This window comes from Pelomonas sp. SE-A7, from assembly GCF_030345705.1.
In the GTDB taxonomy this organism is placed as follows: Bacteria; Pseudomonadota; Gammaproteobacteria; order Burkholderiales; family Burkholderiaceae_C; genus JAUASW01.
Map to the genome: position 1 here is coordinate 2,226,207 of NZ_JAUASW010000001.1, position 15,568 is coordinate 2,241,774.

Here is a 15,568-nt window from a genome sequence, read left to right on the forward strand (position 1 = left end):
GCCACAGATGCGGCGCGGCAACCATCGTTGGGAGAGCAGCATGGCTCAACCGTCTCCGTCCACCCGCAGCGCCACGCTGCGCATGCGCATCGCCGTCGTGGCGGTCGCCAGCTTGGTGGCCGCCATGGCCCTGCTGGCCCAGTCGCTGTGGAGCTATTCCAAGCTACGGGCCCACGCGGAACAGGCCTTCGTCGCCAAGGATGTCGTCGCCGACATCCTGCCCCCGCCCATGTACCTGATCGAGTTGCGGCTGACTTTGTCGGCCGCCGTCGAGGGCACCCTTACGCCCGAAGCGGCCGCGACGACGATTGACCGGCTGACCAGCGAATACCAGGCTCGCGTCGACTACTGGAAGCAGAACCCGCCCTATGGCCTGGAGAAAAGGCTTCTGGGGGTGCAGCACGAGCAGGCCGAGGCCCTCCTGAAGGCCGCACGCGGTCAGGTGATGGAGCCGCTCAAGCGCGGCGACGCGGCCGCAGCGCGCGAGGGCCTGCGCGCGGCGCATGCAATCTACGAGCGGCACCGCACCGGTGTCGACGCCACCGTACAGGAAGCCAATGCCTTTGCCGAATCCGCCATGGCCAGCTTCGATGCCACGCGCCGCAGCGGCCTGTGGGTGATGCCCACGGTGGCCGCTCTGCTCACCGCCGTGCTGATGGTCAGCTGCCTGTGGCTGCTGCGCAGCCTCCGCAAGCCGCTCAACGAAGCCATGCAGGCCACGCGGGCCGTGGCCGAGGGCGACTTGCGCGGCCACGATGAAGCAACGTCCCACAGCCAGGACGAGATCGGCCAGCTGCAGGACGAGCTGGACCGCATGGTCTGCCAGCTGCGCGGCGTGATCACCGAGGTGCGCGAAGGCAGTTCGGTGATCGCCGGCGCCTCGGCCGAGATCGCTGCCGGCAACGGCGACCTGTCCAGCCGCACCGAACACCAGGCGGCCCGGCTGCAGCAGGCGGCGCAAGCCATGCAGGAGATGGCACAGATCGTCAGTCACAGCGCCGACAACACCCGCGAGGCCGACCACCTGGCGCGCGATGCCTCGGTCGTGGCCACCCGCGGCGGCGAGGCCGTGGGCCAGGTCGTCGCCACCATGGACCAGATCAATGGCAGCTCGCGCAAGATCGCCGACATCATCGGCGTCATCGACGGCATCGCCTTCCAGACCAATATCCTCGCGCTCAATGCAGCGGTCGAGGCCGCTCGCGCTGGCGAACAGGGCCGCGGCTTCGCCGTGGTTGCCTCCGAGGTGCGTTCGCTGGCCCAGCGCAGTGCCACGGCGGCTCGCGAGATCAAGCAGCTGATCCAGGACAGTGTCAGCAAGGTCGAGGCTGGCACACACTCGGTGGCCGAGGCACGCGAGACCATTGCCGAAGTGGTGCAGCAGGTCCGCAAGCTCAGCGAGCTGATGGGCCAGACCGACGCGTCGATACGCGCACAGAGCACGGCCGTCAGCAGCATGGGCCAGACGCTCAGCGAGATCGACGAAGGCACGCAACAGAACGCCGCGCTGGTGGAACAGACCGCCGCCGCGGCCGAGAGCCTGCGCCAGCAGGCGGCACGGGTCGATGCGGCGCTGGGGGCGTTCCGCGTAGCCTGAAGGCTCAGGCCGGCCGGTACCAGAGTTCCTTGCGGTCCAGCGGCGTCTGCGGCGGCAGCAGCGGATTGCTCAGCTGGATGACGCGGCGATGGCGCAGCCCAGCCTGGCGCAGGTCGCCGCGGTAGACCTGCTCGAAATGCTGCTCGAAGCGGCCATCGGCCAGCAGCCGGTTGAGACCGCGCTCGACCAGGCCGGCCAGCCGGGTGTCGCCCGGGCGCACGAAGTAGTACATGGCAGTCGGGTAATGCAGGGCCAGACGCGGCTCGATCCGAGCCCAGTCGCGCTGGCGGCCCTGCTCTTCCCATATCTCCAGCACCGAGCGCGGATAGCCGGCGCCGCGACCTGCGCGCAGCATGTTGATCCGCGCATCAGCAGTGGACGCCGGGTTCACCTTGATGCCATTGGCGCGCAGGATTTCGGTGTCGGGCCAGTCATGGCCCTGGATCAGCTCCAGCTTGCGCAAGTCGTCGAGGCTGCGCACCTGGCTCCAGCGTTCCAGCGAGTCTCGCTGCACCAGCAGCAGGCGCCAGCCGTAGAGGCCGCGGTAGAGGGGAATGCGAACCGGCAGGAGACGCTGCTCACGCTCCCGGCTCGTCATGCTCCAGGCGATATGGACCGCCTCGTTGCCAGCCGCCACTTCGAGCAGCGAACGGCTCTGCACCATGATGTCGGCCGAGGGCTGCAACTCGAAGCTCACGCCCGAGGCCTGCAGCGCCATCTCCAGCAATTGCAGTGGATACCAGTGGCGGGGATCGACCTCGCGCGGCGGCCGAGGGTAGATGACCCGCAGCGGCGGCGCGGCTCGCAAGGCCGGGCTGGCAGCCAGGCCCAACGCTGCGGGCAGCCAATCTCGTCTGCGCATCACCGATGCTTCTCAGCGCTGCTTCTTCAAGCGCAGTTCAGCGGCACGGGCATGGCCCTGCAGGCCTTCGCCGTAAGCCAGCTCGGCCGCAATCGGACCCAGGTTCTGGGCGCCGGATTCGCTGACCTCGATCAGGCTGCTGCGCTTCTGGAAGTCGTAGACGCCCAGCGGCGAAGAGAAGCGCGCCGTGCCTGAGGTGGGCAGCACATGGTTGGGCCCAGCGCAGTAGTCACCCAGCGACTCGCTGGCGTAGGCCCCCAGGAAGATCGCACCGGCATGGCGCAGCAGCGGCTCCCAACGGTGCGGCTCGCTGCTGCTGACTTCCAGATGCTCGGGCGCGATGCGGTTGCTGATCTCGCAGGCTTCATCCATCGAGCGGGTCAGTATCAGCGCGCCGCGGCCTTCCAGCGAAGCCTTGATCACGTCCTTGCGCGGCATCTCAGGCAGGAGCTTCTCGATGGAGGCGTGCACCTTGGCGATGTAGCCGGCATCCGGGCACAGCAGGATGCTCTGCGCCAGCTCGTCATGCTCGGCCTGGCTGAACAGGTCCATGGCCACCCAGTCCGGATCGGTCGTGCCGTCGGCCAGCACCAGGATCTCGCTGGGACCGGCAATCATGTCGATGCCGACCTGGCCGAACACATGCTTCTTGGCGCTGGCCACATAGGCATTGCCGGGGCCGGTGATCTTGTCCACCTCGGGCACGGTAGCCGTGCCGTAGGCCAGTGCGGCCACCGCCTGCGCCCCACCGATGGTGAACGCGCGGTGCACGCCGGCCACATAAGCGGCGGCCAGCACCAACGGGTTCTTTTCGCCGCCCGGCGTGGGAACGACCATCACGATCTCGGGCACACCGGCCACCTGGGCCGGGATCGCGTTCATCAAGACGCTGCTCGGATAGGCCGCCTTGCCGCCGGGCACATAGATGCCCACGCGGTCCAGCGGCGTGACCTTCTGGCCCAGCAACGTGCCGTCCTCATCGCGGTAGCTCCAGCTCTTGCCGCAGGCTTGCAGCTGGCGCTCGTGATAGCTGCGCACCCGGGCGGCGGCGGCCTGTAGCGCTTCGCGCTGGGCCGGGGTGATGGCCTCGAAGGCTTGCTTCAATTCCTCGCGCGTCAGTTCCAGTGCAGCGACCGAGCCCACCTCAACACGGTCGAAACGTGCCGTGTACTCCAGCACCGCGGCATCACCGCGGGCCCGCACGTCGGCCAGGATCTCGGCCACGCGCTGCTCGATGGCGGAGTCGGTTTCGGCCGACCAGTGCAGCACCCGCTGGAACTCGGCTTCGAAATCGGGCGCGGCGGTGCTGAGCTGGCGGAGGTTCGTCGTCATGACTGCGGAACGGCGGACGCGAAGGCGTCGATCAGGGCACGCAGCGGTGCGCGCTTGAGCTTGAGGGCGGCCTGGTTGACCACCAGGCGCGAGGAGATGTCCATGATCTGCTCAACCTCGACCAGGCGGTTGGCCTTGAGCGTGGAGCCGGTCGAAACCAGGTCGACGATGGCATCGGCCAGGCCGGTCAGCGGGGCCAGCTCCATGGAGCCGTAGAGCTTGATCAGGTCCACGTGCACGCCCTTGTCGGCGAAATGCTGGCGGGCGATGGCCGTGTACTTGGTGGCCACGCGGATGCGCGAGCCCTGCTTGACGGCCGCGGCGTAGTCGAAGTCGTCGCGAACGGCCACGCTCATGCGGCAGCGGGCGATGTTCAGGTCCAGCGGCTGGTACATGCCCTCGCCGCCATGCTCGATCAGCACGTCGCGGCCGACGACGCCCAGGTCGGCGCCGCCGTATTGCACATAGGTCGGCACGTCGGTGGCGCGCACCAGCACCACGCGGACCTCGGGCTTGTTGGTCGCCAGGATCAGCTTGCGCGAGGTCTCGGGATCCTCCAGCACCTCGATGCCGGCGGCACGCAACAGCGGCAGCGTCTCCTCGAAGATGCGTCCCTTGGACAGGGCCAGTGTGATCGTCATAGCTCGGGCGCCGCCGCGGCTTCGGCCGGCGTGAGCGTCTTCATCGAAAGCGCATGGATCTGCTCGCGCATCCGGTCGCCCAGCGCCTGGTAGACGCGCTGGTGACGGCGCACCCGGTTCAGGCCCTCGAACTCGGTCGAGACGATGGTGGCAAAGAAATGGCGCCCGTCGCCCTCGACCTGCAGCTGTTCGCAGCTGAGGCCGGCGGCAATGTACGACTGGACTTCGGCGGGGGTGGGATCGGCCATGGTGGGCCGGATTCTAGGGGCCTACCCTAGTCCCCCGCCTTCGCAAGGCCTCAATAGCGGATCTTGTAGCCCCGCTTGAGCAGGGTCAGCGCAATGCCCGAGACCCCCAGGAAGCTGGCCGCGACGATGGCCAGGCTGAGCCAGGGCGAGACGTCGCTGATGCCGAAGAAGCCGTGGCGGAAGCCGTCGATCATGTAGAAGAACGGATTCAGGTGGCTGACCGCCTGCCAGAACGTCGGCAGCGAGTGCACCGAATAGAACACGCCGGACAAAAAGGTCATCGGCATGATGATGAAGTTCTGGAAGGCGGCCATCTGGTCGAACTTCTCGGCCCAGAGCCCGGCGATCAGGCCCAGGGCGCCCAGCATGCCGGCGCCCAGGGCGGCGAACACCAGGATCCACAGCGGCGCCGCCAGGCCCGGCCAGGCGAACCAGCAGGTCACGGCGAACACGCCGGTGCCGACGGCCAGTCCGCGCACGATGGACGCGCCCACATAGGCCACGAACCAGGCCCAGTGCGACAGCGGCGTCACCAAGAGGAACACCAGGTTGCCGGTGATCTTGCTCTGTATCAGGCTGGACGAGGAATTGGCGAAGGCGTTCTGCAGCACGCTCATCATCACCAGGCCCGGGATCAGGAAGCTGGTGTAGCCCACCGTGCCGTAGACCTTGACGTGGTTCTCCAGCACATGGCCAAAGATCAGCAGGTACAGCACGGCGGTCAGCACCGGCGCGGCAACCGTCTGGAAGCTGACCTTCCAGAAGCGCAGCACTTCCTTGTAGAAGAGCGTGCGCGCCCCTTGCAGCTGGATGGCGCTCATGCGGTGGCTCCGTTCATGATTTCGAGGAACACGTCTTCCAGGTCGGCGCGGCCGATCTCCAGGTCTTCCACCGGGACCTGGGCGGCGCGCAGCCGGGCCAGGATGGTCTCGACCTCGGCCGCGTCATGGGCCTTGATCTGGGCGATGCGGCCGGTCACGCGGGCGGCGCTGGCCAGGTCCGTCGGCAGGGCGGCATCGGTCTTGAAGCGCAGCATGGTCGAGGCGCGGCCCGAAAGCAGGCTGCTGGTGCGGTCCAGGGCCACGACCTTGCCCAGCTTGAGCATGGCGATGCGCTGGCACAGGGCCTCGGCCTCTTCCAGGTAGTGGGTGGTCAGCAGCACCGTATGGCCTTCCTTGTTCAGGCGGGCGATGAACTGCCACAGCGTCTGGCGCAGCTCCACGTCCACGCCGGCCGTGGGCTCGTCCAGCACGATGACCGGCGGCCGGTGCACCAGGGCCTGGGCCACCAGCACGCGGCGCTTCATGCCGCCCGAGAGCTGGCGCATGTTCGCCTTGGCCTTGTCGGCCAGGCCCAGGTTCTCCAGCAGCTCGGTGATCCAGGCGCCGTTGTTGCGGACGCCGAAATAGCCGCTCTGGATCTCCAGCGCCTCGCGCACCGAGAAGAAGGGGTCGAACACCAGCTCCTGCGGGACTATGCCCAGGGCCTTGCGGGCCGCGGCGTAGTCGTCGACCACGTCGTGGCCCATCACCTGGACCGTGCCACCACTGGCCCGGGACAGGCCGGCCAGGATGCTGATCAGGCTGGTCTTGCCTGCGCCGTTGGGGCCCAGCAGGCCGAAGAATTCGCCGGGCTGGATGTCGAAGGAGACACCGTCCAGGGCGCGGACCTGGCCGCCCCTGTAGGTCTTGCTGACGTTGTTGAACGCGATGGCGGCTTTCTGCATGGGCGGCGATTGTAGGAAGCCGCCTCCAATCCTGCTGGGCGGGGCCAATCCTTGCCGGCCCGGTGCCAGAATCCGCCCAGGAGTTCGCCCATGGCCACAAAAAAGCCGCGCCGCACCGCGGAGCGCATCCTCGAAGTCACGCTGGACCTGTTCAACCGCTTCGGGGAGCCCAATGTCTCGACCACGCTGATCTCGGCCGAGCTCTCCATCAGCCCCGGCAACCTCTACTACCACTACCCGGCCAAGGACGAGCTGATCAATTCGCTATTCGGCCGCTATGAGCAGGAACTGGGCGAGCTGCTGGCCGCGGCCGACAACGTGCGCCATGTCGAGGACGCCTGGCTGTTCTTCCACATGCTGTTCGAGCTGATCTGGAAGCACCGCTTCCTGTACCGCGACCTGAACGACCTGCTGAGCAAGAACCGCCGGCTCGAGACCCATTTCCAGACGGTGCTGGAGCACAAGAGCCTGGCCATGAGCCGCATCCTCTCGGGCCTGCAACTGGGCGGGGCGCTGAAGATGGACTCGCGCGACGCCGGCCCCACGGCCTCGTCCATGGTGGTCCTGTTGAGCTACTGGCTCAGCTTCGAGTATGTTCGGGATCCGCGCCATGCGCTGGAGCCGGAACGCGCCGGCCAGGCCTTGATGCGCGGCGCCTTTCATGTGCTGAGCCTGCTGCTGCCCTATCTGCAGGGCGAGTCGCGGGAGCATCTGTTTGCGCTGGCCGCCAAGTATCAATCGCAGTCACAACAACCGTAGTCAGGAGTGCCGAGCATGGCCAAGTGGACCGCCTTTCCCTACGACAACGACGCGTTCCAGTACGACGCTGCCGCGCTGAAGAAGCACTGGGCGCGCCTGCATGCCGGCGACGCCGAGCCCTTCCCAAAGGACGCCGCCGTGGTCCAGGCCTGGATCCATTTCCATGCCGGCGATTTCCAGAAGGCCTACGAGGCCGGCCTGGCCGCCGGCGGCGCCGGCATCACGGTCGCCAACAAGGCCCAGGCCATCTACGCCAACTACCTCGAGAAGAAGGAAAAGACCAAGCTGGAAATGTTCCTCGAGGTCGCCGAACGGGCCGAGGCCCAGCAGGCCGAGGAAGCCAAGAATCCCAATGCCTACTACTGGCAGGCCTATGCCATAGGCCGCTACGGCCAGGGCATCAGCGTCGCCAAGGCTCTGGCCCAGGGCCTGGGCAGCAAGGTCAAGAACGCGCTCGAGACCACGATCAAGCTGCAGCCCAAGCATGCCGACGCCCATATCGCGCTGGGCGCCTTCCATGCCGAGGTGATAGACAAGGTCGGCAAGCTGCTGGGCAAGACCCAGGGCGCCGACACCGCCACCGGGCTCAAGATGTTCGAGCAGGCCTGCAAGCTCAACCCGACCAGCGCGATTGCGATGATCGAACAGGCGAACGGCCTGGTGATGCTGGAGGGCGATAAGCGGATGAAGCAGGCCGAGGCTCTCTATGCCGACGCCGCCGCCTGCACGCCCATGGATGCGATGGAATGCCTCGATGTGGAGCTGGCCCGCGAGGAACTCGAGGAATAGTTCACGAAAATCGGGGCGGCCTGGGGTTCCTGCCCCCCTCAGTCACGGATGGAAAAGGCGGGCCGAGAGGGCTAAGCTTCGTTCCCACAAGGCCTGTTGACCCCCACGAGACAAGGGCCGGCATGAGTTTCGTCACAGACATTGCTGAACACCGAAAGGTAAAGACCATGAAGCGCAACCTCCTGATCGCCCTGGCCGCCGTGGGCGCCGCATCGCTGGCCCAGGCCGCGACCACCCCGCAAGCCGAAATCTCCGCCCTGAAGGGCGAGTGCGCCGCCCAGTACAGCGCCAGCTACTACGGCAAGGACAAGGCCCCGTCGTCGAACGAATACCAGTTCGTCTACAGCAGCGGCAAGTACAAGGGCGAAGCCCAGCCGGGCAAGATGCTGGCCTGCACCGAGCAGCAGTACGCCGCCTACCTGGACAAGGCCGATCCGGTCCGCGTGATGAACGCCTACCCGACCGCCGCTGGCCGTCCCACCGCCAAGAAGACTGCTGACTACAAGCCTGCCAAGTAATCGGCGCGCTTCTCCGCTGCAAAAAAGCCGGCTCACGCCGGCTTTTTTGCTTTTGGGACGGGGTCTTCTCAGCCCTCCACCACCTCGACCGAGGTCGTGATCTCGGCCGTCTTGGCCAGCATGATGCTGGCCGAGCAGTACTTCTCGTGCGAAAGCTCCACCGCCCGCTCGACCGCCACCTGCGGCAGGTTGCGGCCGGTGACGACGAAGTGCATGTGGATCTTGGTGAACACCTTGGGTTCGGTTTCAGCGCGCTCAGCCGTGAGCTTGACCTGGCAACCGCGTACGTCATGTCGGCCGCGCTTCAGGATCAGCACCACGTCATAGGCGGTGCAGCCGCCGGTGCCGGCCAGCACGGTTTCCATGGGCCGGGGCGCCAGGTCACGGCCACCGCCGGCCGGCGCGCCGTCCATGGTCAGCAGGTGGCCGCTGCCGGTCTCGGCCACGAAGGCCATGCCGTCGGCCCCCATCCAATTGATCACGCATTCCATGACATGTCCTTTTTAGTGAATCAGTTCCAAATTCTTCATGGCTTTCTTATTGCGGTGCAGCAAAGCCAGCCCTAGAATTCCATCCAAGCGTATGAATTGCGGCGCCCGAGCAGATCGGGCCGGTCGACAAGACCTCTGACGCAATGATTGCGCACCGATTGTCTCCTCCACCGCCACATGGTGGATTCAGCCCGGGGCCGTGAGGCCACGGGCTTTTTTTTTGCCCTGCCTACCGAAGCGCCTCGGGCGAACCCCTCGCTTATGATGCTGCGCCGCAACAGATTGCAGGAGACGCCCTCATGCCCGCCCGCCGCAAACCGTCCCAGCCCGTGCCGGCCACGCAGCCGGCGCTGACCCCGGCACAGGATGGCTATCTGCAGCGAATTCTGAATGCGCGGGTCTATGACGTTGCCGTCGAGACCTCGCTGACGTCAGCGCGCAATCTGTCCAAGCGGCTGGGCAACAAGGTGCTGCTCAAGCGTGAAGACGAGCAGCCGGTGTTCAGCTTCAAGCTGCGCGGCGCCTACAACAAGATGGTCAACCTGCCCGTCGAGCAACGAGCCCGCGGAGTGATCTGCGCCTCGGCCGGCAACCATGCGCAAGGACTGGCCCTGTCGGCCAAGAAGCTGGGCTGTCGCGCCGTCATCGTGATGCCGACCACGACGCCCAAGGTCAAGATCGACGCGGTCCAGGCGCTGGGTGGCGAGGTCGTGCTGCATGGCGACAGCTTCACCGATGCCTATGGCCGCGCCCTTGAGCTTGAGAAGGACCAGGGTCTCTGCTTCGTCCATCCGTTCGACGACCCCGACGTCATCGCCGGCCAGGGCACGATCGCCATGGAACTGCTGCGCCAGCACGCCGGCCCGATCGACGCCGTCTTCGTGCCCATAGGCGGCGGCGGCCTGATCTCGGGCATTGCCGCCTATATCAAGGCCCTGCGGCCCGAGATCCAGATCATTGGCGTCCAGACGGCCGACTCCGACGCCATGATCCGCTCGGTCCGCGCGCGCAAGCGTGTGACCCTGCCCGATGTCGGTCTGTTCTCCGACGGCACGGCGGTCAAGCTGGTTGGCGAGGAAACGTTTCGCATCACGCAGGCCCTGGTCGACGACTACGTGCGGGTGGACACCGACGCAGTCTGTGCCGCCATCAAGGATGTGTTCGAAGACACGCGCAGCATCCTTGAGCCGGCGGGGGCCCTGGGCGTCGCGGCGATCAAGCAGTACGTCGCCGCCAAGGCTTGCAAGGGCAAGACCTTCGTCACCATCACCTCGGGCGCCAACATGAACTTCGACCGGCTGCGCTTCGTCGCCGAGCGCGCCGAGGTGGGCGAGCAGCGCGAGGCCCTCTTCGCGATCACCATTCCCGAGGAACGCGGCAGCTTCAAGCGCTTCTGCGAGCTGCTGGGCCCGCGCAGCGTCACCGAATTCAACTATCGGATCTCGGACAAGAACGTCGCCCATGTTTTCGTCGGCGTGTCCATCACGAGACGCGAGGAATCGGAGAAGCTGGCCAAGCTGTTCCAGAAGCATGGCTTCGACACCGTGGACCTGACCGACAACGAACTGGCCAAGCAGCACGTGCGCCACATGGTCGGTGGCCGCAGCGAGCTGGCGGCGGACGAGAGGCTCTACCGCTTCATCTTCCCGGAACGGCCGGGCGCCCTGATGCGCTTCCTGTCCAGCATGCACCCGGGCTGGAACATCAGCCTGTTCCACTACCGCAACCAGGGCGCCGACTACGGCCGCATCCTGGTCGGCATCCAGGTGCCGCGCGGTGACAATGCGGCCTTCAAGCAGTTCCTGGCCAGCCTGGCCTACCCTTGCGTGGACGAGACCAGGAACCCGGTCTACCAGCTGTTCCTGCGCTGAATTGCCGAAAGGGCAAGTGCCGATGTTCCAGGTCTTGCCTGCTGCTCCACAATCCAAGACCGCACCGCGCCGCGAGTGAGGCCCTGCCCGCCATGTCCGACCAGCAATCCCTGATCACGCCGACCGCCAACGACGAGCTGGAAAGCTCGCTGCGCGAGCGGATCGCGAAGCGCGCTGCCATCGCCGGAGCGCTGGGAGAGCTGGAGCCGCTGGCCATCCGCCTGGGCCTGGTGCAGAACAGCCTGACGCCGCGCTTCCGCGATCCGGTGCTGGCCCTGTTCGCCGCCGACCACGGCATCGTCGTGGATGGCATCGGCGAACCCAGCGATCGCGCCACGAAGGACAGCGTGATGCTGGGCCTGCAGAACCGTCTGCCGGTGTCCGCCTTTGCCCGCCTCCACGGCCTGGCCTTCACCATGGTCGATTGCGGTGTGGCCGAGGAGCTGCAGCCGCATCCGCGACTGCTGGCCCGCAAGATCGCCCATGGCACGCGCAACAGCCGTGTCGGCGCGGCCATGTCGTTGGAGCATGCCCAGGCCGGCGTCCGCGTGGGCATGGAATTCGCCGACACCATGAGCGGCAATCTGCTGGCCTGTGCCGGCCTCGGCCAGGGCTCGACCGAGAGCGCGGCCCTGGTGCTGGCCAGCCTGGCCGACCGGCCGGTGCGGGACTTCATCATCTCCGGCGCCGACATGCGCCAGGACCGGCTGAACCGCCTGCAGAACACCTTGCAGACGGCCCAGGCCCGCCACCGCGACACCACCGACCCGATGGAAGTGCTGGCGGCCTACGGTGGCTTCGAGACCGCCGTCATGGTGGGCGCCATGCTGGTGGCCGCGAGCAAGCGCCATCTGATCATCGTCGACGGCCTCGCAGCCTGCGCTGCCCTGAAGATCGCCTCGGCCATCGCGCCGCCGGTCACCGACTACGCCATGTTCTGCCGCAGCAATTCGCACCGCGGCCTGGACGAAGCCCTGTCGCTGTTCCATGCCTCGGCCCTGCTGGAGCTGGGCATGGAGGCGGTCGACGGTACTGGCTCGTCCCTGGCCTGGCCGCTGATACGCAGCGCCGCGGCCCTGCTGACCGACATCCAGGACGGCGAAACCAACCAGGCCGGCGCGGCCGCTGCCGCCGCCTGACCGGGTTCAACGCTCGGTCGGAGAGCGCCCGCCGGGCCGCTGGGTGGGCGGAGCCTGGGGCGGACGGGGTCCGCCCGGCATGACCTGCAAGGGAGGCGCGGCCTGCGGATCGACGGTCTGCAATTGGGGCGGCGTGCCACCCAGCACGGTAGGCGAGGCCTGGGCCGGCTGCAACTGGCCGGTCGCGGGCGCGGCGGGCGGAACGATCTGCAGGGTTTGGGACGGGCGACCGTCGCCGCCAATCGTCGCGCTGCGAGCGTCGACCGCAAGCAGATGGAGACCGGGCTCGAGCGGAGCTCCCACCCGCACTGTGCGCGGCTGACCGTCCACCGAGATCAGGGCCAGGCCTTCGCCGGCGTTGCGAGCCGCTTCGCTCTTGGCCGCGACCACGCCCAGCAATTCGTAACGGCTCTGCGTAGGTGCCGCCTCAACCGGCGCCTCGGCCGGCGTCACGCCGAGCAGGCGACTCAGGTCGCTCTGCACCGGTCCTCGTTCCGACACCGCCAGGGCCTGCTGCGGCTGGGCGAGCGGCCGGGCGCCGAACTGCAGCAGCCAGAAAGCGGCGCAGCAGGCCAGCAGGCCCCAGGAGAAGAAGGCGGACAGTCGAGCGATCATGGGCGCCGATTATGATTCAGCGCTCCACAGCTTTCGCGGCCTTTCCAGTCATGTCCAGCTCCCCCAGCCTTCGCCGCAGTACCCGCCCTTCGGACCGCCGCTCCCGCAGCCAGGGCTTCACACTGATCGAGGTGATGGTGGTGATGGTGATCATCGGCGTCATGGCCACCATGGTCACGGTCGCCGTGATGGGCCGCGCCGCCGAAGCCAAGGTCACAGCGGCACGTGCCGACGTGGCCAGCCTGATGCAGGCGCTGAAGATGTACAAGCTGGACAACAACCGCTATCCCACCTCGGAGCAGGGCCTGGAAGCCCTGGTCCGCAAGCCCAGCATCGGCCCGATCCCGCCGAACTGGAAGCCCTACATCGAGAAGCTGCCGGTCGATCCCTGGAAGAGCGCCTACCAGTACGCCAACCCCGGCATCAAGGGCGAGATCGATGTCTACAGCTTCGGTGCCGACCAGAAGGCCGGGGGCGAAGGCGACGATGCCGACATCGGCTCCTGGCAATAAGCCGCAAGAACCGCGCCGTCGCCTCCGCAGCGCCGGCTTCACGCTGATCGAGGTGGTCATCGTGCTGGCCATCGTGGCCGTCGCGGTCGCCGCCATCAGCCTGGCCCTGCCCGATCGCAATGCCGCCCAGCTGGAGCGCGAAGCCGAACGCCTGGCCGCCCTGCTCGAATCGGCCCGCGCCGAGGCCCGCGCCAGTGGCGTCAGCGTCAGCTGGGCGCCGGTGCAGGACGACTCCGGCGACCAGTTCCGCTTCCTGGGCCTGCCCCAGAAGATCCAGCTGCCCACGCGCTGGCTGGGCGAGCCGGTCGCCGTGGAGATCGCCGGCGGCCGTGCCCTGCTGCTCGGCCCCGAACCCATGATCGGCCCGCAACGCCTGAGGCTGCGCCTCGGAGACCAGCAGTTGCTGCTGGAGACCGATGGCCTGGCGCCGTTCGCCATCCATCGCGGAGCGCCGTCATGAGCGGCCGCAGCCCGCGCGGCTTCACCTTGATCGAAGTGCTGGTGGCCCTGAGCATCGTGGCCGTCGCCCTGGCCGCCGGCATACGCGCAGCCGCCGCGCTGAGCGGCAATGCCGAGCGCCTGCTGGAGGTCAGCTCGGCCCAGTGGTGCGCCGAGAACCAGTTGACCGAGCTGAGGCTCTCGCGCCAGTTCCCCGGTGTCGGCGAGAGCAGCTTCGAATGCCAGCAACTGGGCCGCAATTACCGCGGCAGCCTGGTCATCCGGCCCACGCCGAATCCGAACTTCCGCCGCGTCGAGGCGCGCATGCTCAACGAGCAGGACCAGCCTTTGCTGAGCCTGGCGACCATCCTGGGGCGCTATTGATGAGGATGAGCGCCCGTCGGCTGCACGGCTTCACCCTGATCGAGGTGTTGATCGCCCTGGTCATCATGGCCGTGATGGCCGGCATGGCCTGGCGAGGCCTGGATGCCGTGCTGCGCAGCCGCGAGATCAGCCAGGCCCACCTGGACCGCACGACCCGGCTGCAGACCGTTCTGGCCCAATGGGAGCAGGACCTGCGCCTTCTGCAGGACAGCCAGCTGGTGCCGGCCCTGGCCTTCGACGGCGCGTCGCTGCGGCTGACCCGCGCCACCGAGCAGGGCCTGCAGGTCGTCGTCTGGACCGTGCGCAACGGCGAGCTCGACCGCTGGGCCACACCGCCGGTGACGACGCAGGACGCTCTCACCCAGGCCTATGAGCGAAGCCTGCAGCCGCTGAGCCTGGCCGAGGGCTCGGTCCGCACGCTGCAGGGCCTGCAGGAATGGCAGGTCTATTTCTACCGCGGCAGCGCCTGGAGCCATGCCCAATCGAGTGACGACGTCCAACAACCAGCGGCGCCGGCCCAGCCTCCCAGCCAGCCGGCGCCCGGCGTGCCGCAGCGCAAAAAGCTGCCAAACGGCGTTCGCATCGTCTTGAGCTTCCTGCCGGACAGCGGCTATGGCGGCCCGGTCACGCGCCAGCTGCAGCTGGGTCCGCAACAGCAATGAGCAAGAACGACCGCCGCCAGTCTGGCGCCGCCCTGCTGACGGCCATGATCATCGTCAGCCTGATCGCCACGCTGGCCGCGGCCATGGCCTGGCGCCAGTACCGGGCGCTGCGGGTCGAGGAGGCCGAGCGCGTACGCGCCCAGTCGGCCTGGATACTGCAAGGTGCGCTCGACTGGGCGCGGCTGATCCTGCGCGAAGACGCCCGCGCCAACCAGCAGGGCGACGCTGTAGACCATCTCGGCGAGGTCTGGGCCGTGCCCCTGGCCGAGGCCCGGCTCTCGACCTTTCTGGCCGCCGAGCAGGACAGCAGCATCGATGCCGGGCCCGAGGCCTTTCTGTCCGGCAAGCTCAGCGACGCCCAGGCCCACTACAACCTGCGCAACCTGGTGGGCGGCGACCAGGTTCCACCCGCCGAGCTGAGGACGCTGGAACGGCTTTGCGAGCTGGCCGGTGCCGCGCCGGGCTCGGCCGTCCTGATCGCCCAGAGCCTGCGTGCCGCCAACTCTGCCAAGCCTGAGACCGCCACCTCCCCGGTGGCACCGCGCTCGCTGGACCAGCTGACCTGGCTGGAGCTGCCGCGAGACACGATCCAGCGGCTGCGGCCCTTCGTCGACCTGCTGCCGGTGCCTACGCCGGTCAATCTGAACACCGCGCCGCGCGAGGTCATCGCCTCGCTGTTCGACGGCATGGACCTGGCCAGCGCCGAGCGCCTGGTGCAGAGCCGGCAGATCCAGCCGCTGCGCTCGCTGGACGATGCCAAGAAGCTGCTGCCGGCGGCGGTCGTGGTCGCAGGTGACCGGGCCTCGGTGAATTCCAGTTTCTTCAGCGTCAGCGGCCGGCTGCGCCTGGACGAGCGGGTGCTGGAAGAGCGCTCCCTGGTCCAGCGCAACGGGCTGGACATGGTGGTCTTGAGCCGCGAGCGGGTGAATCTGCTGCTGGAGCCGGTGCGGCCATGACTCGGGGCTGGGCCCGAGTCGGCCACCT

The 15,568-nt window shown here is 67.6% G+C and carries 19 protein-coding genes; 11 read left to right on the forward strand and 8 right to left on the reverse strand.

Annotated elements, in window-relative coordinates:
* Positions 1–40: 40 nt before the first annotated feature.
* Positions 41–1,597 (forward strand): methyl-accepting chemotaxis protein, encoded by a 1,557-nt coding sequence (locus tag QT382_RS10040; protein WP_289253891.1) that lies wholly within the window; start codon positions 41–43, stop codon positions 1,595–1,597.
* Positions 1,598–1,601: 4 nt separating this feature from the next.
* On the opposite strand, the gene QT382_RS10045 is transcribed toward QT382_RS10040, so the two are convergent.
* From QT382_RS10045 to QT382_RS10070, 6 genes are read right to left on the reverse strand one after another with little or no spacing between them, the layout of a single operon-like run.
* Positions 1,602–2,459 carry a substrate-binding periplasmic protein gene (locus QT382_RS10045; RefSeq protein WP_289253892.1) on the reverse strand — a complete coding sequence of 286 codons (858 nt, stop codon included), beginning with the start codon at positions 2,457–2,459 and terminating at the stop codon, positions 1,602–1,604.
* 12 nt (positions 2,460–2,471) lie between these two features.
* Positions 2,472–3,791, reverse strand: coding sequence for a histidinol dehydrogenase (gene hisD, locus QT382_RS10050; protein ID WP_289253893.1), 1,320 nt, complete (start codon positions 3,789–3,791; stop codon positions 2,472–2,474).
* The gene (gene hisG, locus QT382_RS10055; protein ID WP_289253894.1) at positions 3,788–4,432 is read right to left on the reverse strand and encodes an ATP phosphoribosyltransferase; all 645 of its coding nucleotides are present in this window, start codon (positions 4,430–4,432) and stop codon (positions 3,788–3,790) included. Before hisG ends, hisD begins: the two co-directional genes overlap by 4 nt.
* Positions 4,429–4,680, reverse strand: coding sequence for a BolA family protein (locus tag QT382_RS10060; RefSeq protein ID WP_289253895.1), 252 nt, complete (start codon positions 4,678–4,680; stop codon positions 4,429–4,431). Before QT382_RS10060 ends, hisG begins: the two co-directional genes overlap by 4 nt.
* A gap of 50 nt (positions 4,681–4,730) precedes the next feature.
* The gene (locus QT382_RS10065) at positions 4,731–5,501 is read right to left on the reverse strand and encodes an ABC transporter permease (protein WP_289253896.1); all 771 of its coding nucleotides are present in this window, start codon (positions 5,499–5,501) and stop codon (positions 4,731–4,733) included.
* Positions 5,498–6,406 carry an ABC transporter ATP-binding protein gene (locus QT382_RS10070; RefSeq protein WP_289253897.1) on the reverse strand — a complete coding sequence of 303 codons (909 nt, stop codon included), beginning with the start codon at positions 6,404–6,406 and terminating at the stop codon, positions 5,498–5,500. Before QT382_RS10070 ends, QT382_RS10065 begins: the two co-directional genes overlap by 4 nt.
* A 90-nt stretch (positions 6,407–6,496) precedes the next feature.
* Here QT382_RS10070 and QT382_RS10075 point away from each other — a divergent pair, with 90 nt between their 5' ends.
* The 3 genes from QT382_RS10075 to QT382_RS10085 all read left to right on the forward strand — a co-directional run bounded on the left by QT382_RS10075 (position 6,497) and on the right by QT382_RS10085 (position 8,472).
* Positions 6,497–7,165 (forward strand): TetR/AcrR family transcriptional regulator, encoded by a 669-nt coding sequence (locus QT382_RS10075; RefSeq protein WP_289253898.1) that lies wholly within the window; start codon positions 6,497–6,499, stop codon positions 7,163–7,165.
* A 15-nt stretch (positions 7,166–7,180) separates the two neighbouring features.
* Positions 7,181–7,954, forward strand: a complete 774-nt coding sequence (locus tag QT382_RS10080) for a tetratricopeptide repeat protein (protein WP_289253899.1) — start codon at positions 7,181–7,183, stop codon at positions 7,952–7,954.
* Positions 7,955–8,121: 167 nt separating this feature from the next.
* A complete protein-coding gene (locus tag QT382_RS10085; protein WP_289253900.1) occupies positions 8,122–8,472 on the forward strand; it encodes a hypothetical protein in 351 nt (116 codons plus the stop codon).
* 68 nt (positions 8,473–8,540) lie between these two features.
* Here the strand turns inward: QT382_RS10085 and QT382_RS10090 are convergent, their stop codons facing one another.
* Complete coding sequence (locus tag QT382_RS10090; RefSeq protein ID WP_289253901.1) at positions 8,541–8,963, reverse strand: OsmC family protein; 423 nt, start codon at positions 8,961–8,963, stop codon at positions 8,541–8,543.
* A gap of 299 nt (positions 8,964–9,262) precedes the next feature.
* Between QT382_RS10090 and ilvA the strand changes: the two genes are divergently transcribed.
* Both ilvA and QT382_RS10100 read left to right on the forward strand, forming a co-directional pair.
* The gene (gene ilvA / locus QT382_RS10095; protein ID WP_289253902.1) at positions 9,263–10,834 is read left to right on the forward strand and encodes a threonine ammonia-lyase, biosynthetic; all 1,572 of its coding nucleotides are present in this window, start codon (positions 9,263–9,265) and stop codon (positions 10,832–10,834) included.
* 92 nt (positions 10,835–10,926) lie between these two features.
* On the forward strand, positions 10,927–11,973 hold the full coding sequence (locus tag QT382_RS10100; protein ID WP_289253903.1) for a nicotinate-nucleotide--dimethylbenzimidazole phosphoribosyltransferase: 1,047 nt from the start codon (positions 10,927–10,929) through the stop codon (positions 11,971–11,973).
* A 6-nt stretch (positions 11,974–11,979) separates the two neighbouring features.
* Here the strand turns inward: QT382_RS10100 and QT382_RS10105 are convergent, their stop codons facing one another.
* Positions 11,980–12,588, reverse strand: a complete 609-nt coding sequence (locus QT382_RS10105) for a hypothetical protein (protein ID WP_289253904.1) — start codon at positions 12,586–12,588, stop codon at positions 11,980–11,982.
* 50 nt (positions 12,589–12,638) lie between these two features.
* On the opposite strand from QT382_RS10105, the gene gspG reads away from it, so the two are divergent.
* The 5 genes from gspG to gspK are packed head-to-tail and all read left to right on the forward strand — an operon-like array spanning position 12,639 to position 15,540.
* Positions 12,639–13,100 (forward strand): type II secretion system major pseudopilin GspG, encoded by a 462-nt coding sequence (gene gspG / locus QT382_RS10110; protein ID WP_289253905.1) that lies wholly within the window; start codon positions 12,639–12,641, stop codon positions 13,098–13,100.
* On the forward strand, positions 13,075–13,560 hold the full coding sequence (locus QT382_RS10115; RefSeq protein ID WP_289253906.1) for a GspH/FimT family protein: 486 nt from the start codon (positions 13,075–13,077) through the stop codon (positions 13,558–13,560). Before gspG ends, QT382_RS10115 begins: the two co-directional genes overlap by 26 nt.
* A complete protein-coding gene (gspI, locus tag QT382_RS10120) occupies positions 13,557–13,922 on the forward strand; it encodes a type II secretion system minor pseudopilin GspI (protein WP_289253907.1) in 366 nt (121 codons plus the stop codon). The genes QT382_RS10115 and gspI overlap by 4 nt, the downstream gene beginning before the upstream one ends.
* 5 nt (positions 13,923–13,927) lie before the next feature.
* Positions 13,928–14,584, forward strand: a complete 657-nt coding sequence (locus QT382_RS10125; protein WP_289253908.1) for a PulJ/GspJ family protein — start codon at positions 13,928–13,930, stop codon at positions 14,582–14,584.
* Entirely contained in the window at positions 14,581–15,540 is a 960-nt protein-coding gene (gene gspK, locus QT382_RS10130; protein ID WP_289253909.1) for a type II secretion system minor pseudopilin GspK, read from the forward strand. Before QT382_RS10125 ends, gspK begins: the two co-directional genes overlap by 4 nt.
* Positions 15,541–15,568: the final 28 nt, after the last annotated feature.